Below are 25181 nucleotides of genomic sequence, written 5' to 3'. Positions count from 1 at the left end.
AAACCAATTAATAAATGCAAATTAAGTAAGCTTTGAGATAAATGCAGACAGTTTTTTGCAATCTTTTAAATCACTTCTATTTAAAAATTCGAATTTGGAAGTCTTGTTAAAGTCTGATTTTTATAATAATTTTTGGTAAGCATGCATTGAAAGTTGTAATTTCACGGCAAAAAAAATGGAAAAACCAGATTGGATAAAAGTAAAAGACTACGAAGACATTACCTATAAAAAGTGTAATGGAGTAGCCCGCATAGCCTTTAACCGGCCGGATTTGAGAAATGCATTCAGGCCAAAGACAGTATCTGAATTGTTTGAGGCTTTTTTAGATGCAAGGGAAGATACTTCTATTGGGGTGGTGTTATTTAGCGGAGAAGGACCTTCAAAAAAAGACGGAAAATATGCATTTTGCAGTGGAGGGGATCAAAGTGTAAGAGGTCATCAGGGATATGTAGGTGAAGATGGCATGCCTCGCTTAAATATTTTAGAAGTTCAGCGATTGATTCGGTTTATGCCAAAAGTTGTAATAGCTGTAGTGCCCGGCTGGGCAGTAGGTGGAGGACATAGTCTTCATGTGGTTTGTGACCTTACTCTGGCCAGTGAAGAGCATGCTATTTTTAAGCAGACAGATGCGGATGTTACCAGCTTTGACGGGGGTTATGGTTCTGCTTATTTAGCAAAAATGGTTGGCCAGAAAAGAGCCCGGGAGATTTTCTTTTTAGGTAGAAATTATTCTGCCCGTGAAGCTTTTGAAATGGGCATGGTGAATGCAGTGATTCCTCACAGTGAATTAGAAGACACTGCTTATCAGTGGGGCAGAGAGATTCTTCAAAAATCGCCTACATCAATTAAGATGTTAAAATTTGCTTTTAATGCAACGGATGACGGCATGGTCGGTCAGCAGGTTTTTGCCGGAGAAGCTACCCGACTTGCTTATATGACGGATGAAGCTAAAGAAGGCAGAAATGCATTTTTAGAAAAGCGTAAACCGGACTTTTCAAATATTAAATGGATTCCTTAGTAGATAGAATAGGGATTAGCTAAACTTTTTTTGAAATTGCTTTTTCTATACGTTTAATTTGCTTAAGGTGGTGTTTTGCATGCATTTCTGCTGCGTGATACCATTCTTTTGCATTTAACATTCCAAAGGCAGGGTGTTTTGCTTTCTTATCTTTTTCAGATGTGTCTACATCCGGGAGCAGTTCTTCCATGGATTCTTGCATTTTTTTCAGCATCATGAAAATATGTTCTTTACTTTCGGGCTGAGGGGGTTCCATCCCTACTGATTTAGGCATTTTATATTTGCCCGGAGGTAATCCGCCTAAAAAGTAAACAAGTTTACCGCTTGTATTTTTCCCTAATTTAGTAGCCTCTGCTTTTTCGCTCAGGCATTTTTTTAAGCTGTTAATAAACAAAAAATTATGAGCCATAATCACGTGTGAATATACCTGTCCTGCCGACCACTCATTTTCATTTGGTTTAATGCGGAGCTCTTCCTCAGAAAGACTGTTTAACTTTTGTTCATAGGTTAAAATGGTCTTTTTAAAATTCTCAAGTATTTTTTTGTTTTTCATTTTTAGATTTGGTTGTAGTATATCTGAGTCCGGAAATCTCTTTTTTGAAAGCCAAAGTTAGACAATATACATGAATCAACTAACTTCCTTGAGAATCCTTTGTCTATTGATTGGGGAAAAACTTTTAGTTTAAGGTTTTTAATAAAAAAGAAAAGCCATTCTTCTTTCTGTCATGCTGACGTTAGGGAGCATTTCCGTATTTCCATTGAACCTGTTAATTAATGGGTAGACAGGTGGCTGAGCGGAGCCGAAGTCAGCGGACTTGAAATTATGAAAAATCTAACTTAAGAAATAGCCATGGAACAATGAATGCCAGCCGGAGGCTGTTCAATACTTACGCTCGCGAGACGCGGAGCGAATGCGGTCTCCAGATTAATACAGAGACTCTTCGCTGCCACTAAGAGTGACAACTGATTTCAGGGAGCTCCCCCCACATTTTCCATTTTCCATCATCAATTTTCCATTTTCACCCTATAAAACTGGATTTTCTAGAAATTTGTAATTTGGGTCTTGGTCTTCTTGGAATTTCGGTTCTTGGGACTTGCGAAGCGCATTTTCCATCATAATTTTTCCATTTCTCTCTCTTGGGTCTTGGTTCCGGGATAAACCCGCAAGGTTTACTTTCATAATGAATTTTATTGTTAGTGAATTCAGATGCAATTGAAAAAACAAAAACCTTGCGGGTTATTCAAGGATTATTTCATAATGACGGATTTTTTAGGTTTTCCCTTTTATGAGTGCGCAAAAAAATTACCCTCCTTAAATTTTTGAGTTCTTGGAATTTGGGTCTTGGTCTACTTTGGGCTTGGGTCTTTCATAGTGCCTACTACCGCTGCCTACTTTCTCCCTTGGGTCTTGGTATTCTTGGAATTTGGGCTCTTGGGTCTTGCGAAGCATATTTTCCATCATAATTTTTCCATTTTTCTTTCTTGCGTCTTGCGAAACTCTCAGCGCTACAAATAAGTAAAAAGCAAATGATGTTGTAACTTTATGTTACAGAAAACGAATAATGCTTAACTTTACAAAAGTTTATAAAGCTATTATGCATAAGTGTCCATTCCTTTTTTTAATCTTACTCGTATTGCTTTCTGCTTGCAATAAAGAAAGTTGCCACGACCCGGATGCTGAAAATTTTCACCCTGCCGGAGGTAGTGCCTGTGATGATTGTTGTATATACGATGAGAATAAAAACCTAATAAATCTACAGCTTAAATTCCACCACTTTGTTAATAATGACAAATTTGAGTACGGTCGTGAATATTATATGCTCGATGCACGTTTTGTAAAGTTTACCTTTCTTCGGTATTATTTATCTGATTTTAAGTTTGTGTCTTCTAATAATGATACCATTCATTTTTCAGATAAGGTATTTTTAATTGACCCTAATGACAATATTGCCGGCTCATTTGAATTGCCGATAGCTTCATATAATGAGATTCTATTTAATGTGGGAGTTCCGGAGCACTTAAATCATATAAATCCGGCTGAATACTCACATGGACATCCTTTAGGATATCAGTCTCCAAGTATGCACTGGGAGATTAATCCGGGATATATATTTTTTAAACTGGAAGGGAGGATTGATAATACTATTCCCCCGAATGCTGAACTTAATCAGGATTTAGCATATCATATTGGAACCGATATGCTGTATGAGCAAGTATCTGTTTTGCTGAATTCAAATCTTTATGCCGAACAGAATGCTAATATAAATATTAAATTAGATATTAATAAACTTTTCGATGGCATTCAGGTTGCAAATAACCCAATAGTAATGGCTATTTCAGGAGAAATTGCTATTCAAAATGCTATTCTTTTTAGTGATAACTTCAATAAAGCTTTTTATTTAAAAGCAAAAAAGTAACTCATTTTGAATTTTATATGCACAGAATATGTTTAAAGGTTAGTATGCATTATCTCTTTACAGATAATTTAGCATCTTCTTTTTAAACATAAAATAATCGAATGAAAAATTTATTTAAACAATTTATAACCTTATTATTTTTCGGATCCTTTTTCGTTATATCTTTTAACTCATGTAAAAAAGACAAGTCGGAAGACCCCTATAAAGAGCTAAAAGCAAATATAACTATTGAATTTAAAGCTGTAAAGGGAGAAGAAAACTTAATCCTTTTTAATCAATATATGCACCCACTCGGATATCCCTATCAGTTAGAGATGTTTATGAGTTATTTTCACGATATTTATTTGATAGATATAGATGAAAATAAGGTTCTTTTAAGTGATGTTATGCTCGTTAAGTTCAATGATGCACATATGTCAGATGATAATTCCGGTGTAAAATTTAACTTTGAGGTTCCCAAAGGAGCATACAACAGCATATCGTTTGGAATAGGAGTAGGTGAGGATAAAAATTTCTCCGATCCGGCTCAATATCCGCAGGAACATCCGTTAAGCATTTATCATGGCACACATTGGGACTGGAATACCGGTTATATTTTTACCAAAATAGAGGGTAGAGTAAATACTGACCCCGGGCAAAGTTCTAGTTATAACCGGGCTTTATTATATCATACAGGTCTGGAGGATTTATACAGGGAAGTGGTATTAACTTTTCCAGTGTTAAAAGATTTCACAGCTGATGCAGATAATAAAATTCGTTTAGAGTTTGACATGGACAAAATACTTGAAAACCCTGATGATATGTTAGATTTTGCAACAGAAAACTCAACACATACGTTAAATAACTTTGAGTTAGCGGAGAGAGTTGTTAATAATTTGGTTTCTTCTATCTCTGTGGAATAGTCATCATATAAGTATGTATCGCAATGTAGTTTACTTTTTTTTATCAGTTCTGTTGCTTTTGGTTTCTTGCGGAAAGGAAGAAATAAAAGAATTTCCGGAAATGTATAAGCTTGATTTGCCCTGGGGTTTTCCGCAACCTATAATTCCGGAAGATAACCCCCTTACAAAAGACCGTGTAAAACTGGGGGAGATGCTTTTTTTTGATCCTATTTTGTCAAGAGATTCAACTGTTTCGTGTGCATCTTGTCACTTGCCGGAAAAAAAATTTACAGACGCCTTGCCAAAAAGTATAGGGATTCATGGCAGACTTTCCATGCGTAATTCGCCAACTTTGATAAATACAGCATACAGAACGTCTTTTTTTAAAGATGGAGGAGTTCCGACATTAGAACTTCAGGCTTTAGCACCAATTAGCGACTCAGCTGAAATGGATTTTAGTGTTCCGGAAGTTATTGAAAGACTAAAAAAAATTGAAAAATATGTAACGCTCAGTAAAAAAGCTTTTGGTCGTGAACCGGACCCTTTCGTTCTAACCCGTTCATTAGCTGCTTTTCAGAGAACTTTAATAGGGGGAAACAGTCGTTATGATCAATACCTGCAAAGCGGTGATGAACAGATTTTAAGTAAAATGGAAAAGAAGGGAATGCTAATTTTTTTCGGAGAAGCAAATTGTGGGTCCTGCCATACAGGTTTTTTGCTTACCGATCAAAAGTTTCATAATAATGGCTTATATGATGTATATGCAGATAATGGCAGAATGCGCATTACATTAAATCCGGATGATGAGGGGCGATTTGTAACCCCATCTTTAAGAAATGTATCCCTAACAGCCCCATATATGCATGATGGTAGTTTAGCTACGCTTGAAGAGGTTGTTAATCATTATAACTCAGGAGGTTCCGGACATGTGAATCAGGATAGCCGAATCAGACCTTTGAATTTATCTGAGGAAGATAAAAGTGCTTTGGTAAAATTTTTATTAGTTTTAGATGACGGGGTCTAATTGAAAGAAACTTTTTTCATTAACAAAATGTTTGATAGATTATGAAAAAGCTCGCTGTTATTACTTTTTTTTTCGCATTAATTTTTGCTTTTAAAGCGTGTAAAAAAGATCCGCCGGAACCGCCTAAAGATGACCCCAAGGATTCATTTGTATATAACCCCACCCCGGTTACACTTGATATGCCGTCTAATTTCCCGGAAATGGTGATACCTCAGGATAACCAACTTACTGAAGAAGGAATTTTATTAGGGAGATTGCTTTTTTATGATCCGATACTTTCTTTAGATTCTACTCTTTCCTGTGCCGGTTGTCACAATCAAAGTTTTAATTTTACAGACAGCGGAAATAAATTCAGTACAGGTGTGCAGGGAATAGAAGGTACACGCACATCTATGTCTTTAGCTAATATCGGTTTTAACACGCACTTTTTCTGGGATGGCCGGTCACCAACACTGGAAGATCAGATTTTAAAACCTGTTCCCGATCCGATTGAAATGAATTTATCCTGGACTGATGCAGTTGACCGCCTGATGAATCATAATTATTACCCTCAGCTTTTCAGGGAAGCCTTTGATGAAACTGAAATAACTCCGGAACTTACAGCCAAAGCAATCGCACAGTTTTTGAGAACGTTTATTTCAGGCAATTCCAAATTTGATAAAGTTCAGCGTAATGAAGCCTTTTTTACAAATGCAGAGTTGAACGGTTTCGACATGTTTTTCAGTGAAGATGCGGATTGTTTTCATTGTCATGGGAATATTTTATTCACAGATAACTTATTTCATAATAATGCTTTGCAGGAAGCTTCTTCTTTAAATGACTTTAATGATTTAGGCAGGGGAGCTGTAACAGGAAATCCGCTGGATAACGGAAAGTTTAAAACACCTACATTGAGAAATACAGAAGTCAGCGGACCTTTTATGCATAATGGTGAATTTGCCACATTAATGGAAGTTATAGAATTTTACAGTAGTGGATTAAAAAACTCGCCTAATGTAGATCCCTTAATGGAGTTTTTCTTTCAGGGAGGCGTTCAGCTTACACAGAATGAAAAAAATGATTTACATGCCTTTTTGCTCACATTAACCGATCATGAATTTTTGAACAATCCGGACTTTAAAAACCCCTTTCAGGATCCGGGCTTTGTGTGGGATGATTTAACAGATTAATTTCTTTACTTTTTCCAAAGCTTTTTACAATTCAGCTCGATTTTTATAAAGTGAAACTATTTATAGCCTCTGCCTCAAAAAATTTGTCATAAGTCATTAACTTTGCAAAAAAACATTGAATAATGAGTGTATTTAAGCAAAGACATATAGATCAGGGATTGACTTATGCTGATTATAAAAACAGAGTTATAGAATTAGTCAGTAAAAACAGGACTTCAGGCCCCAATCAGTCGGGAGCTTTAGTAAAGAACACACTAAAGAATATAGACCGTATGAAATGGGGAGAAGAAAATATAGAATTAATTTCTTCCGCTGAAGAGTTTTTAGATGATTTAAATGTTGAGTGGATTTGGATAGTTTTTTCTGAGGCATGGTCTGACGATTCATCACACATTTTGCCGGCTATAAAGAAAGTAGCTGATTATTCTGATAAAATTGACCTGAAAATTTTATTCAGGGAAGAATATCCGGTTTTGTTTGATAATTTTCTGACGGATAAATCCAGATCAATTCCTAAACTTGTATGCCTTCGTAAATCTGACTTTAAGGTTCTGGGAACCTGGGGGCCGCGACCGGCTCATATTCAAGAGCGTGCTTTGGAATATAAGGCAAATCCTGATAAGGAATTAGATGAATTTATTGAAGAAATGGAAGCAGCCTACAAACAAGATAAAGGAGAAACAACTCAACAAGAATTAATTCAAAACGCAAAAATTTGGTGGAAGCGCTCATAAAAACAAAAACCTCTTATGCAAAAAGACAAAAAATCTGAAATCATCTTTAAAGTTGAATTAGATGATAAAAATATACCGGAAAAAATAAGTTGGAATACTTTTCCTGATGAACAAAACGAATTTAAAGACACCAAATCGGTTATGCTTTCTATTTGGGACGCAAAAGAAAATAACACCCTGCGTTTAGACTTATGGACAAAAGAAATGCGTGTTGACGAGATGCGGACCCATTTTTTGCAGACTTTAGTCACATCAGCTGAAAGTTTTCATAAAGCCACCGGAAATCCTTATGTAATGGCAGATATGAAAGAATTTTGTGAAAAGCTGGCACAAAAAACAAACGAGTGGGAAAAGAATCAAATGTAATCTCTATATCTCTCTACGCCACCATTATAAAAAATCTGAACTAATTACAAAATGTAACTTTTGACTGAATCCTTCGTAAAATCAGGCACTTTAAAAATGCTTGATTTAGTAATGAAAAATCCATTAACAACGAAGGATGAAACAATTAAGACTTACAACACAGATAACTAACAGGGATAGCCCTTTATTAGAGAAATATTTTCAGGAAATAGCCAAAACAGAACTTTTAACATCAGAAGAAGAGGTTGCTTTAGCAAAACGAATAAAGAAGGGTGATGCTGCAGCACTTGAAATGCTAACGAAGGCAAACTTGCGTTTTGTCGTATCTGTTGCAAAACAATATCAAAATCAGGGACTTCCCCTAAGTGATTTGATTAATGAGGGCAACCTGGGATTAATTAAAGCTGCGCAAAAGTTTGATGAAAGTAAAGGCTTTAAATTTATTTCTTATGCTGTTTGGTGGATTCGTCAATCTATTTTGCAATCATTGGTAGAGCAGGCCAGAATCATTCGGTTGCCGGTAAATAAAATGGTGTCTGTTAACAAAATCAAAAATGTTATGAATGATTTTGAGCAGGAATTTCAAAGAGAACCCACCGATGAAGAATTAGAGGAAATACTGCAAATTACTAAATCTGAAATCCATGATTTAATGGCTTCAGTAGGAAAACATGTATCTTTTGATGCGCCTGCTTTTGAAAATGATGAAGATTCAGGCAGTTTGAAAGACAGAGTTCCCTGCAATGACATTTCAGAAACTGAACAGAATATGTCTCGCGATTCATTAAAAAATGAAATAAAATCAGCCATGAGTATCTTGTCTGAGCGTGACGCTCAGATAGTTTGTATCTATTATGGATTAGATGGAGGACCCGGACATACACTTGAGGAAATTGGTAAAATATATGGCCTCACTAGAGAAAGAGTTCGGCAAATTAAAGAAAAAGCTATCAGAAGACTTAAAAAGGCTACAAAGAGTAAAGCCTTGAGGCAATATCTCGGGTAGAAAACTATTTATTGTCAGCCTCTAATTTACTTTTCCTTCTGAAACTTCGGTTGAATTGTTTAACGTCAACAACAAACCCTTGTCTAAGTAATTTTCTGCCAAGTAAAATAGGGTATTTCATTTCCTGACGATCATTTAATGTAAAATCGGTGGAAAATCGGTTGCCAAACAGTAAAATGTCTGTTCTGATTAAAAACCTTTTTTGAACCTGACCATTTGAACTTTTAACCCTGGTTCTGGTAAAATCATCAAAACGAAAAACTTTTTCATTATAAACAGGATGTTTGGGATCCAATAAGTTACATTTTAAGATTTCTTTTCCATTAACTTTTTCAATTTCAATATTATGACAATGAATGGAAGAACTGTAAGCTCCGGTATCAATTTTTGCATCTAAATCAAAAAGTTCTAAATCCGGTAAGTCAATTTTATCAACCCTTCCTAAAACATAATTTTTTTTAATATTGCTTTTCATGCTTGAATTTGTCTGTTAAGATAAAAAAAAATTAATAAAAAGACGAGATTTCTCTAACTACTCAGTCTATTTCACGTATAAAACGCTATCAACAAAACTACAATGTTATTATCACTTGTTTTTAAGAATTTTTGGGACATTTTTTTATCTGAAAAAAATCAAAATCCGAATTTATTGAATCAGTGTAATGTACATGAAAGACATTTAACTGATAAATTAATTAACCATGATGCTAAATCAAAGCAAATGAAGAGTAAAGCTCTCAAACGAAAACTGCGTAAAAGAGATATGTGGAAAGTCGTTCCAAATGAAGAATTACGCCGTGTGATTGAATGCTTAATCAAAAATGAGGTTGATTTCAAATGGTTAGTGGAAGACAATTTGATGATTTGTATTACCGATGAAAATGGAGTTTGCAAATACTCAAATAAAAAATTAACAGACTTTTTAGGGCTGGATGAAAATGATATATTTGCTAATGCGACCCCATTCTCTTTTAAAGAAATTTTTAAAATTGATGAAAAAGTATTTAATAAATTACATAAAACCCCTTTTCAGGTTGCAATACAGGAGTCATCAGTTGAAAATTTAAATGCACAGGAAAGAATAATTAAAACATACTGCTTTTTTGTAGAAGATGACATGGATTTTAAAAGGAATGTTTTTATATCTATAGATATCACAGTACAAGCTAATGCCGATAAAGTATTTGATGAGCTGCTGAAGCAATATCAGCCTTTTGAAAATCCAATATTAATTTTTGATAAAAAAAGTCGTTTACTGCTTTATTGTAATGAAAAAGCCGAAGAAAAATGGGGAGCACTAGCACATTCACAACATGAAATTTATTTATCGGATGTATTCCCGAAAATATCTGAAAGCGAGTCCTCAGCTTTTGAATGGAAAGATGGGGAGACTTATCTTTTAAATTCATTTGACGGATACTTTCATAAAGTAAATGTAAAAAAGTTACATACCGGAGACGATTATATAGTTATATCATGTAATCAATATTTAGATAATGTATTGGCACCTAAGCTTGAGGAATATTTTAATGAAATATATGGTTTCCTGGGAGAAGGTATACAGGTAGTTAATTCTAAAAATGAAGTATTATATTTTAATCCGGCTGCTTTTAACATAGTTTCAGAAGTTTTTCCGCAAGTAGATGAAACGCAGATGACGAATAATCTGTATAAACGAGCTGATTGGGATAAAATAGTTGAAAATATTAAGCAAGGCGAAGCAGTTAAAGTTATTCATGAGCTTGAATTTGAAGGAGGTAAAGTCAATTTTGAATTGAACTATAAATCTGTTTCAATACAGAACACTAATTTCATCATTACTAACATCAATAATCTGACTAAAAAAGTTACAAAAAGTTATATAGTCAAAGAGCAAGACGCTAAACTAAAGTACTTACTTTCAAATTTTAAAGATTTTCTTACTATAGTTGATAAAGAAGGGAAGATTTTATTTCTAAGCTCCGGAGTTAATGAATTAATGAGATTGAATGAAGAGGAACTGATTGCGAAACCTTTTGTTGACATAATACACGAAAATGATAAGGTTCGATTTCTTCAAATATTTGCAAATCCGGATGTTCAACCAGAATGTAACTTGTTTAGGATATGTCCGGACACCTCCGAAAAAAACTTTTATGTAGAGTTAAAAATTGAAGATAGAACTGCAGACCCTTTGATAAACGGAATTGTTATTAGTTGTCGGGAAGTAACAGAGATTAAAAACAATTTAAATGAGTTAAATAAACAAAAAGAGCTGTATAAATTGCTATCTCAATACAGTCGTGATTTAATTTGTTTACATGAGTCCAATGGAGATTATATTTATTTATCCAAGGCATGTGAAGATATGCTGGGGTTTAAATCCAGTGAATTAGAAAATACATCACCTTATGAGATGGTTCATCCCGAGGACGTTGAAAAGGTAAAAAACGAGGCCAGAAAAAATAAAAGAAAGGGTATTTTTGAAAATACATTTCAATACAGGCTAAGAAAAAAAGACGGGGCATATATTTGGGTAGAAACTTATACAAAAGCTATAAAAGATAATTTCGGAAGGATATTGAAATTACAAAGCTCCACAAGGGATATCACTCAGCAAAAACTATCAGAAATTGCTTTATTAAAATCTGACCAGCAATATAAAGATCTCATTAATTACAGCCAGGCTATAATAGCTACTCATGATTCAGAAGGACGTTTCATAAGTGTGAATCCTTATTTTGAGAAAAAAATCGGTTATAATCAGGAAGAAGTTATTGGTAAGAAAATTTCATATTTCTTGCCTGACTATCATAAAAGCGATTTTAAAAATTATTTAAAGAATTTAAAAAAGAAAAAAAGCCTTATAGGTATCTTTAAAGTTTTACATAGAAATGGTACCCCAATTTATTTGAGATATCATGTTTTTAAAGTAAGGGGTAGTGATGAAAATCCGGTATATAATACCGTTGCTATTGATTTTACAGAGCAAATTTTAATAGAAAAACATCTTAAAACAGCAAAGCAAAAGGCTGAGGATACGGCTAAAGCCAAAGAGTTGTTTTTGGCTAATATGAGCCATGAAATCAGAACACCATTAAATGGGATATTAGGTTTATCCTCACTTTTAGAAAAAACAAATCTTGATAAGCAGCAAAGAGAATATCTGGAAGTAATCCAAAACTCAGGAGATAACCTTTTGGTAATCATCAATGACATTCTGGATTTGGCAAAAATTGAATCCGGTAAATTTAATTTGGAAGAGATTCCTTTTAATTTAGCTCAAACTATTCAGAAAAATTTAAAGCCTTTTTATTACAAAGCATCAGCTAAAGGAATTGAATTAAAACTTACGAATTTTTGTGATGAGGCATTATGTTTGAAAGGAGATCCGCATAGGTTAGGGCAGGTAATTATAAACTTGATTAATAATGCTATTAAGTTTACTAACAAAGGTTCAATTGAATTAGTCTGTAAACCATTAAAAACAAGTGCAGGGAAAATAAATTTGGAATTTACTGTAAAAGATACCGGAATTGGAATACCAAAAACGAAATTGAAATCAATTTTTGAAAGCTTCAATCAGGTGAAAAATCACGGATTTACAGGAACGGGCTTAGGTCTGTCGATATGTAAAAAGCTTTTGGAATTGCAAAATGGAAGTATAAAGGCTGAAAGTAAACTAAATGAAGGAAGTACATTTACTTTTCAAATACCATTTTCTTTGGTAAAAGATAATTTAGTAAAAAGTAATGCCATTAAAATTGAGGAAATAGATTATTCTCATATAATTAAAAATGCAAAAGTTTTGGTAGCTGAAGACAATACTGTAAATCAGTATTTAATTCGCTCTATTTTAGAAAGTTGGAATATAGATTATGAATTGGCAGATAATGGTCTCATGGCATGGGAAATGTATAATGAGAAAAAGTTTGATTTGTTACTTTTAGATATTGAAATGCCGGGATTGACAGGTTTGCAGCTCATTAAAAAAATACGAAAGATGTCTGATAAAAAGAAAGCGTTAGTGCCGGCTATTGCTCTTACTGCTAATGCTTTTGAAGGTCAGAAATACAGTTGTCTAAGTGCAGGCATGAATAATTATTTGTCTAAACCCTTCAAAGAAAAGGATCTCATTAAATTAATTTCTGAAACTTTGACACCGGCATCTCGTAAAAAATCAAAGAAAGTATCTAAAGAAGAAAGTCTTATGAAAGACTATCAAACGAAAAGAAAAGTTAAAGATGATAAGTCTCTTAATCAAAAAAGTATGGTAAACTACAATTTAGAAAATATAAGCGAAATTACCGGTGGTGATTCGGAAATGATGAATCAGATTCTGGGGCTTTTTATAGAGACTGTGCCACAGACCTTTAAAGAGTTAAAAGAGGCTGTAACTAAAAAAGAATGGTCAACTGCCGGTGCAAGGGCACACAAGCTCAAAGGTTCTATAGTTACCATTGGTGCTGAACCAACAACCGATTTAATCTTAAACATGGAGATTGATTTTAAGAATGAGCAAAATTTAGAAAACGCTGAGAAAAGAGTAGATGAGGTTTCTGTTCAGTTGACATATTTAATCGATGAGTTTAAGAAAAAAATTACCGGTTAGGGTTAAATTTTAATCAAATTGATTCTTTTCTACTTGTATTAAGTTAAAAAATAAAAATAAAAAGCGGGATGTCCTTTATTGGATGTTCCGCTTTTTTATGTGAGAAAATATGCAAATCATGAAAGGTAATTATTGTTGACTTAAAGAAATTGCTCCTTATCAATCTAACTTAAAATTAATGAGAATTTTTTGCTTAGAATGTAATGCACATTTAGGGATAGTGTCTAAAAAATTAAAAATATCTAAAACGACCAGTAAAAAAAACTTTTTGATTGCGATCTAAATCCGTATCTACTAAAATTTTCCTGAATTTTTTATCTCTTGAAAATATTTTAAACATTGACAAATTGTATAAGTGTGGTATGAAAATTTGAATTAGATATTGGATAAACAGTATTTTTTATTTATAATTGTATTATTATGTAGTGTGTTACTGAAGAGTTATTTACAGTTATGATTAGCTCATCTTATGTCCGAATTTATATAAAAGCTATTAGCAAGAAGATATTTAATACTCCATATAAATGATGTGATTTTTCATTAATTAAACCTCTTGATTATGAAAACTTATTTTTTCAAACTTTCACTTAAAGTATTTTTTATTTTTTACTTTATTATGTTAACAATAACAGTTGATATTGTTGCTCAAAATACGGCTTATCTTCAGGAGCATTGGTGGCAGCCAGACGGCACTGTAAACGCAGTGGTAAGGGATGGTAATACGGTGTACTTAGGCGGAATTTTTAGTTCGATAGCCCCATCTTCTGAGCCATATGGTGCTAGTATCAGCGCATCTTCCGGCATTCCTGACATCACTTTCTTAAACCCAAACGCTGAGGTGCATACATCTATACCTGATGGCAGTGGGGGTGGTATATTGGGGGCGAGTTTACCGAAGTTGGGGATCAGCCTCGTAACAGAATAGCACGAATCAATGCTGATGGCAGTTTGCATCCTTGGAACCCCAATGCCAATAACACTGTACGCGCTTTAGCGTTGAACGGTAGCATCATCTATGTAGGGGGTGATTTTACGAACATAGGTGGTGCGTCACGCAATCGTATAGCAGCCATAGATGTTGCCGCTGGCAATGCCACCGCTTGGGATCCGGATGCCAGTCAACCTGTTCGTGCTTTAGCGGTGAGTGGAAGTACGGTCTATGCGGGTGGTGATTTTACAGGTATAGGTGGAGAGTCACGCAATCGCATAGCCGCACTGGATACCACTACCGGCAATGCAACTATCTGGAACCCGAATGCTAATAATATTGTCAGAGACATTGCAGTTAGTGGCAATATAGTCTATGTAGGAGGACAGTTCACAAGTATTGGTGGAGAATCAAGAAATCGTATAGCAGCCTTAGATGCGATCACCGGCAATGCCACCGCCTGGAATCCAAATGCTAATGATAATGTCTGGACACTTACAGTAACGGGTAGCATGGTCTATGCAGGTGGTGAATTCACAAATATAGGCGAGCAGACTCGCAATAATATAGCAGCCTTAGATGCGACCACCGGCGCCCCCACCAACTGGAATCCAAATGCCGGCAGTACTGTCTGGACAATTGCAGTAAGCGGTAGCACTGTTTATGCAGGAGGTGCTTTCGCATCTATTGGTGGAGAATCAAGAAATCGAATAGCTGCTCTGGATGTAAATACCGGCTTAGCTACCGCTTGGGATCCAAATGTTACCGGTTTAATTTATGCCTTAGCTACAGACGGTAGTACAGTTTATGCAGGTGGTTCATTTGGTAACATTGGTGGAGCAGCGCGAAGCAATATAGCAGCACTTGATATAAATACAGGCAATGCTACTGCCTGGAATCCCGGAGCCAATAATACCGTGCGTGCCCTGGCTATAGATGATAACATTATTTATGCAGGAGGGCTGTTCACTTCGATTGGAGGGGATGCACGAACTTATATAGCCGCTTTGGACGCAACTACCGGTACTCCTACTTTTTGGAATCCTAATGCCGGAGGTGTTGGTGTTAGTTCTGTCCGTGTATTAGCCATAGAAGACACTACAGTCTATGCCGGAGGTAGTTTTTCTTTCATTGGTGCAACAATGAGGAGCAATATTGCAGCACTCGAACTTGATGAGTCATTTTTTGGAGAGGCTACATTATGGGATCCAGACGCTAATGATCAGGTTTTCGCTTTGGCCGTAGAGGGGAATACGGTATATGTGGGTGGAGAATTTAGCTTTATAGGTGGTGAGGCGCGAAATAACATAGCTGCATTGGATGCTATTACTGCTAATGCTACTGCCTGGAACCCTAATGCAAACAATTTTATAAATGCTTTAGCTGTAGAAGGCAATACTGTCTATATAGGTGGGAGTTTTAACTCCATTGCCGGAATGACTCGAAGTGGTTTTGCTGTTATGTATGATATACAAGAATTTGTTTGGACCGGTGCAGCTGATACAGATTGGAATAATCCTGATAATTGGGATAATGGAATAGTGCCGGAAGCCGGAAGTGATATAGTTATTCCCTCTGGGCTCAGTAATTATCCCGTCTTTGATGGAGTACCCGAAATAGGTGGCTTAACAATAGAAAACGGAGTTACTATAACCATATCAAACAATCAGTCTATTACTATTAACGGAGAATTGCAAAATAACGGAAGTATTACAATTGAAAGTGGTGGGAATTTAGTTCAAACTCCGGGCAGTGCCCTTTACGGAACAGGTACATTTCATGTAGAACGTTTTCTGCCGGGTAATTTGAGTGGTTACAGGTTGATAGCCTCACCGATTCTAAACTTAGATATTTCAGATATTAACAACTTCTCAGCAAGTGGAGATCCAACAGTCCAATTTTACATTGCTGATTATATAGATGCTGATGTGAATGTAAGCTTTAACAATTGGAATTCACTATTAGCCAATGCTTTTATATGGGATGAATCTGCTTCGGAGAATATCGGAGGCACAGACTACCGCTATTGGCAGGCTTATATAAATGGAACTATGAATGCCGGAAGTAGTTATTTTGTGTATACTTCGGGTGATAAAACACTTACTTTCAGCGGCTCTTCAGTACATAATGGGGAAGTAAACGTAGATTTATCATATTCAAATATTGTAAATGATGCCGCTCACGACGGTTGGAATTATGTGGGTAATCCTTACCCTTCTTCTATTGAGTGGGATACCGTAGCAATTGATTTGCCTTCGGGTATGGTCAATGCAGCCTATGTTTTTGACAATTCATTATCCACAAATACCTACAGAGGAATTTACCGTAGTTATATCAATGGTGTTGCATCCACTCCTAATGGATTTAATGGTGTCATAGCTCCCGGTCAGGGCTTTGTAGTAAAAACAACTTCATCATTAGCTCCGGGTGCACAATTAGAATTTAACAATGCACACAGAGTAGCAACAAATACCAGCTTTTACAAAGTAACAAAACCGGAACGCTCTCTAATCAGGCTGTATGCTGAAAATGTGAATTTCAGAGATGATATGGTATTGTATTTTGAAGCCGGAAAGACAGTTGAATTTGATGAACGTTATGATGCTGTTAAAATGCTGAACGGCACTGGGGTTCCAAGTATTTATACAATTGATGATGAACATACTTACAGCATTAAGTCTATGCCGGCCTTTGAAGAAGCATACACGATTCCACTAGGTGTTTTTATTAGAGAAAGCGGAGACTATACTCTTGGTTTGTCAGATTTAGAGGACTTTCCGTCAACAGCCATGATTTATCTGGAAGATACTGAAACAAACATAATTACTGATTTACGTCAGACAGATATATATGAGGTAAATCTTTCAGAAGGCAAATACGATCATAGATTCTTTTTGCACATTAGCAAACCTATTTCATTAGAAACAGAAAAAGCAGGCTGTGCAGGAGAAAATGGACGAATAATACTGACAGATCTTAGCGGAAATTGGGAGTTTAGCCTAAAAGATGAAGACGCCAATCCAATAGCTTCAGGAGATATAGATGGTTTGGTTTCAAAGGCTATAGCTTCGGGTAATTATGTCATAGAATTTATCCATGAAAGTGGTTATACGACATCAGAAACTATTGTAATAGGCGAAAAAGCTCAAGTCCATTCAGTATTTACACTTAGTAGCGATGAAATATATACCGGAGAGGAGGTTTACTTTAATAATGCAAGTACGGGAGCTAATCAATATATCTGGGATATGGGAGACGGTAATCAGTTGTTTGAGGAAAATGATTTCACTTATGGGTATGCCGCACCCGGCTATTATGAAATCAGCTTAATTGCAAAGAATGCAGATTGTGTATCAGAAAGCTATCAGCAGTTAAAAGTCAGTGAAGTAATTTCTTCCACAGAGACCTTGGAAAACAAAGAGCAGATTAAAATTTATACTATTGGTAAACAGATAGAGCTAAACATAACTGAAATGACTGATTTACCAAAAAGTATAACTATCTATGATGCTACAGGCAGGGAATTTAAGCGCATCGAGCAAATTGGAAATCTGCCATACCAAACAAGAATTAATATGCAAACTGCTGCATCAGGGATTTATATGATAGTTATAGAAAGTGAAAGTAAGCGATTTACAGAGAAAGTGGTGTTGCGTGAATAGTCTTTTCCTATTAAAACTTGTTAGATGGAGAAAACTTAATCATATATAAATTGTTAATCAAGTAATGATACGAACTCTGAAGTTAATATACTTTTCAGGATTTTTATATACATTTTTAAAGATTTTTCTAATTTTATGAACTACAGAATTTTGTGTTGTTCACAAAGCTATTGTGGTTAAAAATCATACAAATGAAAAATCTGGATGCATCTGTTTTTTCTTTTAAAAATCTATGCAGCAAGTGCTTCTGGAGCGAATAGTCCGACTCGAGGGGGCACGCCCAAAATATGCTTCTCACTTTTAATTTTTTATGAAATGCCTTTTGTCTATTAGTAGATAATCAGCTTTTGTAACGGATAGATGTATTCACTGCTTTGTACTTCTAAGAAATAGATACCACTGGATTTGTCACGCAGGTCTATCTCAAAATGAAATTCCCGGTAAATATGTTCATGACGAATTTCTTTTAACAGTACTTCTGCACCTATGTTGTTGTAAACTATTACGTGCAATGTTTCTGAAGGTAAATTTTCAAAATGCACATTAAATAAGCCATTGCCCGGATTTGGGTAAACCGTAAATTGCATTTCTTGTAAATCAAGATTGTCAAAGCCGACAACAGTAATCTCTACAGATTCGGTCTGCACAGGACAGCCACCGGGAGGTGTAATTACCGCAAAGTATTCGCCGCTTTTTTGAGCTTTAAATACTAAATTGTTGGCATCATTGATTTCCTGGTTGTTTTTAAACCACTGTACCTGATAGCCCGGCCCGGGAACGGTTACCGATAGTTGATTATTGGAGACAATGAGCGGGGGAACAGATAGCTGCGGACTGACTTCTACCGTGATTGTTTCGGTAGTGCTGCAACTCCCGCTTTGGCCCTCAACAGTATATGTGGTGGTTTGCTGTGGAGAAGCTATTACGCTGCTGCCCGAAGATTGATTTAAACCACTTGATGGGTTCCAGTTAAAGAATGCTGCACCACTAACATTTATTTCTATGCTTTCTCCTTCACAAATATGGTAGTTGGTTGCATCAAATTGTAAATCCGGTTCCGGTAATACATTGATATAACCCGTGAAAGTCACACTGCTGTCACCATCCGGTCCTGTAACTTGTAAGCTTACTGCATAGTCGCCGGGCGTATTATAGGTGATGGAAGGGTTTTGGTCGGTTGAAACAGAAGGACTGCCTCCTGTAAATTGCCAGTTCCAGGCAGTGGTATTTCCCAATGACTGATCCGTAAAGTTAATGGTTTCGCCTTCACAGATTTGTGTGGTTGAAGCAGAAAAATTGGGTACCGGCGCTGAAGAGCACGGACCGGCATTTACCGTAATCAGCTTTCGGGGACTGGAACATGTAGTTTTATACACTTCCCAATCAAAAAAGTAGTAATAATATCTGTTAGGAAATCCAAGGTCAGCGCCTGCATCTGATTCGGTAATTGAAATCAATCCGGAAACTGTGTAAGGATAGTTTATAGCGGACTGATCGTCACTTCTGAAAAGCCCGTTGTTATTACCCCCCAAGCCTAATTGATAGTTATTCCCCTGAGGAACCATAAAGTCTAAAGTGACCCGGCTTTCACCACCGGGAATATTTACAGTTAAGGATTCTATTACATTGCCATTACTGCCCCTTAGCTCAATCGTTCGGTTTCCCGCATTGTTGGCATAAACTTTAACACTTTCTATCACTAAATCTTCAAATGCGTCAAAATACATAAATCTGTCGGTGTTTGAAGTGAAAAAGTTTCCGTTATGATTGTTGTCTGTTTCACCTACATTTTGTATGACGGTATCTTCAATTTCCTGTATGTAATATTCGTGCTGTCCGTTTGATACATTAACCGTAAAAGTGTTTCCTTTGTGTAATGAATTAGGCGTTTCGGGGTCATCAAACCAAAAGATATTTCCACCGGAAACCGGAGAAGCCTGCAGGTCTTCATCTGTATTTGAGCATATATTGTTGCTGCTTACAAAATCAGGAACTGAAAGTGTATTAATTTCTAAATAAGCTTGTTTGATAGTGGTATCACTCCCGAAAGTATTTGTTGTAATCAGGGTAATATTATACACTCCGTTTTGCATATAAGTGTGCGTAGGGTTTTGGTCAGTAGAGGTATTTCCGTCTCCAAAATCCCAGAACCAGCTTTGAGGGTCAAAGTTTGATTTATCGGTAAATTCTATTTCCTGCGGATTGCAAATCGTAAGCGGCACAGCCGAAAAATCACTGGAAGGAGGCCTGTCAAGCGAACATTCCTGTGCGGAATAGTAATCAACGACAGCCTGTACCGCCTGATGGAGGTTGAGTCTCCCGCCGGTAATGGTTATTCCGCTTAGGGAGCTGTTTGGGTCTACATTATCTAAAAGAAGATTTTTAAAAATCAGCGCAAAACTATCCGGATACATTTTGTAATCTTCAATTAATCCGGGGCAGGCAGCGGCATACATAAGTGCAATAGCTCCGGCAACGTGGGGAGTTGCCATTGAAGTTCCGGTGGCATTTCGGTAATCATTATCATTGCTTGAGCCTGTGCTGTAGATATTGGTTCCGGGAGCACCTAAATGAATAGTATTGGCTCCGTAAGCTGCCGAGTTATTTTTATTATCACTTGAGTTGGTGTTTGTGACAGCTATCATATACGGGCTGGGACAAGCGGTGGGGACATCTCCCTGCACATCCACATTCAGATTGATGTTTGCTGTTGCTCCGGCTGAAAGTATTCCGTATCGTCCTAAAGTGTCATAAAACGAACACCAAATGGGATAATTGGACGGGTTCCCGTAATCTACTCCGAAAGAGGCATTGGTAGAAACCACAAAGGCTCCCTGCTGGCCATTTGTCTGGTCATAAACCTGGCGCATGGTTAATGCATAGCCATAAGCTGCGACCACAGTAGCTTCATTGCCGGAAGAACCCTGTATAGCCATTACATCTACATCCCAGTTAACACCGGCAACGCCTATGTTATTATCCCCAATGGCTCCTACTATACCGGATACATGCGTTCCGTGAAAAGAGGAAGTTACATTACCGGAATTTTGATAGGCATTCCAGCCGTTCACATCATCTACATAGCCGTTTCCGTCAGTATCTTGCCCGTTATTAGTTTCGTGTATGTTTTCAAAAAAGTTTAAATCATTATGCGATAAGCGAAAGCCGTCATCTATTACAGCTACTACAATTCTGTCACCTGTAGAAGTAGTTCCTCCGGTGGTTATATCCCATGCATCAGGTGCGGAAATCATGGGCATGCTCCACTGGTTTCCATAACTGGCATCATTTGGGATGGCTCTTTGTACTAAATTTGTATGATTAAATTGGGCTATTTGTATTTCTTGTTGGCGGGAGATGAAATCAAGTGCATTTTCAACACTTTTCAAGTTTGGATTAAAAGCTAAAAGCCAAATATTTGAAGAAGGGACTAAGTTTCTTTTTAAATACCATTCAGCCGGATTTTGACTGTTATTCAACATTTCCACAAACTGTTCAGCGTCTTCGTTGTGATATAACTGAATAATCAATTGGTCTTCAAAATAGATTTTATCTGCTTTGAGTGGATTAAAAAAAGAGCTGAGAAAAAACAGAAAGAAAACAGAAAGAGAACAGACGAGCTTTTGCATAAATATAAATATTTGTGTTTCTCTCTCAAATATAATAACTTATGTAACAATTTCCCAAACAAAATGCATATATTTAGTTTAAGTATAATTGGTTTTTATTATACAAAAGCTTTTTTTATTTCATCAGTTTTTGCTTAACCAAATCAGGGCTTTTACTGCAAAATGGTCGGATATGTCTTTATGATCTTTGCTCCATCTTTTTTGATAAATTTTTACATAGCGTTCAATTCGCTTCAATTTATCTTTTTTGTCAATGGTAAAAATATAGTCGAGAACTTTTACATTATTTGCTCCTCCACCGGTGAGGTCATTTTTTTCTCCATGAACGGTATATTGAAAGTCACTCAGAAAAGAACCATCCTCTGCACCTAAAACTTCCAGCATTTTGTTATACCAGATTTCATTATTATGACGGACATTAAAATCTCCGCAGAGCAATACGGGAATATTTTCTTTGCTGTATTTGTCTAAAAGTTCTTCTCTGATTTGTTTGTTTTGGTTAAAGCGTATAGTATCCCCGCTTCTGCCGGCTCCTGCCTGCAAATGGGTTCCGATTATATGCACCGGCTGTCCGTCAAAATCAACTTCTACCATCAGGGCTCCTTTTCTGGCCCAGGCATCCGGTCCTACTGCTTCATCGTATTGTATTTCAGCAATGTGTTTCATTGGATAACGGCTTAAAATCCAAATACCGCTATTGGTTTTGAATGAAATTTTGCGTTCATTGGCCGGTCCGTATTCATAGGGATATATTTCTTTGAGTTGTCGCCTTAAAATCCTTCGGGTTCTTCTGTCAAAGGCTTCCTGCAACACTAAAACGTCATAGGCTTCTTCTTTTAAAATTTGAGCCATAACTCTTGCTCTACGAATGGGGCCAACTCTTACCGGTAATAAAACTCTGGGAAGCATGTATATATTCCAGGATAAAATCCTGTAGGGTTCACTTACTTCAGTTGAATCTGCTACAGCATTTGTAGTGTTTTCAGCAAAAGATTTGTCTGTAAAAATGCAAACCGTGAGTAAGAAAAAAGGAAATAAAAAGAGCTTCATGGGATTAGAGTTTATAGAATTAGAGATTAAAATACAGCATCAAAACGATCTCTTCTTCGGGATAATTTCAAATCCTGTAACACGGCAGATTTTACATTTATGTCAATACTGTAAAGTTGTCTTTCAGCCGGGTAAGGGACCCAGGTAATACGCATTTCCCAGCAATGTAAATCTCTTGTAATATTAATCGTTGTATAAGTTAGTTCATTGTTTACGAAATCATAACCGGAATTAACCATAAGTTTCCAGTTTGGGGTAACGTTAATATCCATATTAAATGTAAGTGATTGAGTAAGCAGTAAGCTGTCCGGATTGGCAGTCGTACCTTTTGTCAAATTCAGGTTATAGCCAAATCCAAAACTCCAGGGAATGTTATAATCGGCATATAGCTCCGGGTTTCGGTAAACCATTTGTCGCTCTTCTTCAGTACCGGCATCGGTTTGCCGGGAGCCCATACGATCCGCTGAAAAATTGGAACTGATACCAATATTGGCATTGGTTAAGCGGGCAAGTCTTTTATTTTCTTCCCATTCAAAACGGTCTAAGCGGTTATTAATGTTTTCAGGATCAGCAATATAGGGGTCAAAATTTGCTGAGGCATTTAAGTTTATTCTTTCAAATAAGGTGGTGTAAGCAGACATATTGATGGGGGAGAGGTGAACGGAATCGCGGGCAAAATTGTAAAAAGTAGAAATATTAAATCGTTCTAAAATTTTTATGTTTCTGTCAGACCTGGTGGTATCTCTTGGAGCAGCCACTTTCATTTCGATATTATTATTCAAATTTAGTCTCAGTCCGGCTACTTCACCTTGTTGTGGTAGTCCATAGAGGTTGGATGAACTTTGAAAAACAGAATAAAGCTCTGTATCGCCTTCCTGATTTTTTTGGACTTCCCTGTAATAGCCCCAAAAAGGATCTGCAAAATCCGGCCGGTATTCAAATGATAAAGTAGGGCTAAAAATATGTCTTATAGCTTTGATATTTCCATCTCCAAAATTAAACATACCGTAAAGTCGGGTATTTGCAGAGAGGGAGAATGAAAAATCTGCCGGAGCCCTGATACCCGGAATAGTATCTGTAATTACACGTCCGTCTAATGTGTCTAAGGGTGCTTCCTCACCTATAATCACCATTGTAGGATCCCAGGTTTTTTCAATTGTTTCAAAATACATTCTTTGATTGTATTGAATGGAGGGCTCAATATTCAGATAGTTAAAAAGATTAAAAGAAGTAGAAATCGGCACACCAAATCTAGCTCCAAACTGAGCATTATCAAAAGTTTCCTGGGTAAAAAAAGTAGAATCAATACCGGAAATCACATTTTTAAAATCAGAGTTTACGCTAAATCCAATATTTTCGTACCAGCTTCTGTCTGCACCCGATCCTTCACGCTGGAAGGGATTTATTCTGTTTACATTAAAAGATAATGTAGGCAACTCAAGGTTTACCCGATTTGTCGTTAAAGACTGATCATGTCTGATATTTGCATTAAAAGAAAAAGGCCTTCCGGGAAAGCTTTGACGGAAGGATATATTTGACTGAAATGAATTGTTTAGTACTTGTTGCGGAGCCACAGAATAATTCTGATCATAAGTAGCTGTACCAAAATTTACATTTGCTGAAAAGTTGCTGTTTGGTCTTGCTTTTTGATCTTGTTGATGTGTCCAGTTTACTTTGAAATCATTTAATACCTGAGATTCCGGTAAAATTGGGTCTCCAAGTCTGGTACGTGCAAACTGAGTATTAAAAGTACCCGAGAATTTATAACGTAAACGATAATTGCTGGTGGCTCTCAGTCCCCAGCTTCCCCGGCTGTAAATATCTCCCCGCAAAGCTAAATCGAAATAATCACTTAAGGCAAAATAATAGCCTCCGTTTCTCAGGAAAAAACCCTGACTGGCCGTTTCACCATATTCAGGCAAGATAATTCCCGATGTTCTGCCATCCTGCACCGGAAAAATTCCAAAGGGAATGTAAAGTGGAGTGGGAATATCTGCTATCACAAGATTTGCCGGCCCGGAAACCATCACTTTTTCAGGAATTAGTTTGTAGCGGTTAACAGCTATGTGAAAATGCGGTTCATCCAAATTACAGGTCGTATATTTGGCATCTGCTCCATACCATACATCTTCAGTCGTTTTTTTAACCTCTCTGCCATGTATAAATCCTTCTCCTTCCTGTGTTCTGGCTTCGTATACTTTGCCTCTTGTAGAAGTGAAATTATATCTGATTTTGCGAGCCTGGTATTCGTTTCCGGCTTCTGAAAATTTAGCAAAATCAATGTAGTTATCGAGACTATCTTTTTTAGCTTCTGCTGTTAATTCATTGATTGACCAATCATAAATTATAAAATCAGCTTCCAAACTTATATTCTTATGCTCCATTTTAGCGTTACCAAATAAGTATATTTTATTATTTAGAATATCATAAATGATGGAATCTTCAGCAGAGTATATAATGGGAGCCTCAGGTGCATCGGGCGAAAGAGGTAAAAATGATTGTTCCTCAACTACAGCTGTAGTATCATTTTCAGGAATTGTATCGTTTCTATCTGTAATTATTTCAACCGGTATAAATCCTTCAGAAGCTCCCGGCCTTAAGTTGTTAGGGTTATCAACAGTATCAATACCTGTTTGCATAGCAAACTGTATATCATCTTGTACACTGCCGAGTGCAAAAGCAGTATTTAGGCATGATATTAGTAGC

Annotated in this window: 16 protein-coding genes; 11 read left to right on the top strand and 5 right to left on the bottom strand. The window is 36.4% G+C overall.

Annotation, left to right across the window (positions count from 1 at the left end; translation table 11 throughout):
* Nucleotides 1-175 precede the first annotated feature (175 nt).
* A complete protein-coding gene (locus tag EA412_04915; GenBank protein ID TVR80255.1) occupies nucleotides 176-1018 on the top strand; it encodes a 1,4-dihydroxy-2-naphthoyl-CoA synthase in 843 nt (280 codons plus the stop codon).
* A gap of 19 nt (nucleotides 1019-1037) precedes the next feature.
* Here the strand turns inward: EA412_04915 and EA412_04910 are convergent, their stop codons facing one another.
* Nucleotides 1038-1571 carry a DinB family protein gene (locus tag EA412_04910; GenBank protein ID TVR80254.1) on the bottom strand — a complete coding sequence of 178 codons (534 nt, stop codon included), beginning with the start codon at nucleotides 1569-1571 and terminating at the stop codon, nucleotides 1038-1040.
* Nucleotides 1572-2652: 1081 nt separating this feature from the next.
* On the opposite strand from EA412_04910, the gene EA412_04905 reads away from it, so the two are divergent.
* The 7 genes from EA412_04905 (at nucleotide 2653) to EA412_04875 (ending at nucleotide 8615) form a co-directional block, all read left to right on the top strand.
* Nucleotides 2653-3435 (top strand): hypothetical protein, encoded by a 783-nt coding sequence (locus EA412_04905; GenBank protein ID TVR80253.1) that lies wholly within the window; start codon nucleotides 2653-2655, stop codon nucleotides 3433-3435.
* Between the two features lie 101 nt (nucleotides 3436-3536).
* The gene (locus tag EA412_04900) at nucleotides 3537-4337 is read left to right on the top strand and encodes a hypothetical protein (GenBank protein ID TVR80252.1); all 801 of its coding nucleotides are present in this window, start codon (nucleotides 3537-3539) and stop codon (nucleotides 4335-4337) included.
* A 13-nt stretch (nucleotides 4338-4350) separates the two neighbouring features.
* Nucleotides 4351-5340, top strand: a complete 990-nt coding sequence (locus EA412_04895; GenBank protein ID TVR80251.1) for a cytochrome-c peroxidase — start codon at nucleotides 4351-4353, stop codon at nucleotides 5338-5340.
* Nucleotides 5341-5381: 41 nt separating this feature from the next.
* Nucleotides 5382-6509 carry a cytochrome-c peroxidase gene (locus tag EA412_04890; protein TVR80250.1) on the top strand — a complete coding sequence of 376 codons (1128 nt, stop codon included), beginning with the start codon at nucleotides 5382-5384 and terminating at the stop codon, nucleotides 6507-6509.
* A 122-nt stretch (nucleotides 6510-6631) separates the two neighbouring features.
* A complete protein-coding gene (locus tag EA412_04885; GenBank protein TVR80249.1) occupies nucleotides 6632-7243 on the top strand; it encodes a thioredoxin family protein in 612 nt (203 codons plus the stop codon).
* 15 nt (nucleotides 7244-7258) lie between these two features.
* Nucleotides 7259-7609 (top strand): gliding motility protein GldC, encoded by a 351-nt coding sequence (gene gldC, locus EA412_04880; protein TVR80248.1) that lies wholly within the window; start codon nucleotides 7259-7261, stop codon nucleotides 7607-7609.
* Between the two features lie 136 nt (nucleotides 7610-7745).
* Nucleotides 7746-8615, top strand: a complete 870-nt coding sequence (locus tag EA412_04875) for an RNA polymerase sigma factor RpoD/SigA (protein TVR80247.1) — start codon at nucleotides 7746-7748, stop codon at nucleotides 8613-8615.
* 4 nt (nucleotides 8616-8619) lie between these two features.
* On the opposite strand, the gene EA412_04870 is transcribed toward EA412_04875, so the two are convergent.
* Entirely contained in the window at nucleotides 8620-9090 is a 471-nt protein-coding gene (locus tag EA412_04870; GenBank protein TVR80246.1) for a peptidase, read from the bottom strand.
* Between the two features lie 102 nt (nucleotides 9091-9192).
* Here EA412_04870 and EA412_04865 point away from each other — a divergent pair, with 102 nt between their 5' ends.
* The 3 genes from EA412_04865 to EA412_04855 all read left to right on the top strand — a co-directional run bounded on the left by EA412_04865 (nucleotide 9193) and on the right by EA412_04855 (nucleotide 17796).
* Nucleotides 9193-13206 carry a PAS domain-containing sensor histidine kinase gene (locus EA412_04865; GenBank protein TVR80245.1) on the top strand — a complete coding sequence of 1338 codons (4014 nt, stop codon included), beginning with the start codon at nucleotides 9193-9195 and terminating at the stop codon, nucleotides 13204-13206.
* Nucleotides 13207-13765: 559 nt separating this feature from the next.
* Nucleotides 13766-14131 carry a hypothetical protein gene (locus EA412_04860; protein ID TVR80244.1) on the top strand — a complete coding sequence of 122 codons (366 nt, stop codon included), beginning with the start codon at nucleotides 13766-13768 and terminating at the stop codon, nucleotides 14129-14131.
* A gap of 23 nt (nucleotides 14132-14154) precedes the next feature.
* Nucleotides 14155-17796: a T9SS C-terminal target domain-containing protein gene (locus EA412_04855; GenBank protein ID TVR80243.1), complete on the top strand. Its 3642-nt coding sequence runs from the start codon at nucleotides 14155-14157 to the stop codon at nucleotides 17794-17796.
* Nucleotides 17797-18125: 329 nt separating this feature from the next.
* On the opposite strand, the gene EA412_04850 is transcribed toward EA412_04855, so the two are convergent.
* The 3 genes from EA412_04850 to EA412_04840 all read right to left on the bottom strand — a co-directional run bounded on the left by EA412_04850 (nucleotide 18126) and on the right by EA412_04840 (nucleotide 25114).
* Nucleotides 18126-21425, bottom strand: coding sequence for a PKD domain-containing protein (locus tag EA412_04850; GenBank protein ID TVR80242.1), 3300 nt, complete (start codon nucleotides 21423-21425; stop codon nucleotides 18126-18128).
* A gap of 123 nt (nucleotides 21426-21548) precedes the next feature.
* Complete coding sequence (locus tag EA412_04845; GenBank protein ID TVR80241.1) at nucleotides 21549-22475, bottom strand: hypothetical protein; 927 nt, start codon at nucleotides 22473-22475, stop codon at nucleotides 21549-21551.
* A 26-nt stretch (nucleotides 22476-22501) separates the two neighbouring features.
* A complete protein-coding gene (locus EA412_04840; GenBank protein ID TVR80240.1) occupies nucleotides 22502-25114 on the bottom strand; it encodes an LPS-assembly protein LptD in 2613 nt (870 codons plus the stop codon).
* Nucleotides 25115-25181 lie beyond the last annotated feature (67 nt).

The sequence above is a fragment of the Chitinophagaceae bacterium genome (genome assembly GCA_007695095.1).
Classification (GTDB): domain Bacteria; phylum Bacteroidota; class Bacteroidia; order Chitinophagales; family REEL01; genus REEL01.
Note: the sequence above shows the minus strand (reverse complement) of the source record. Positions and strands in the feature narration are given on the sequence as shown.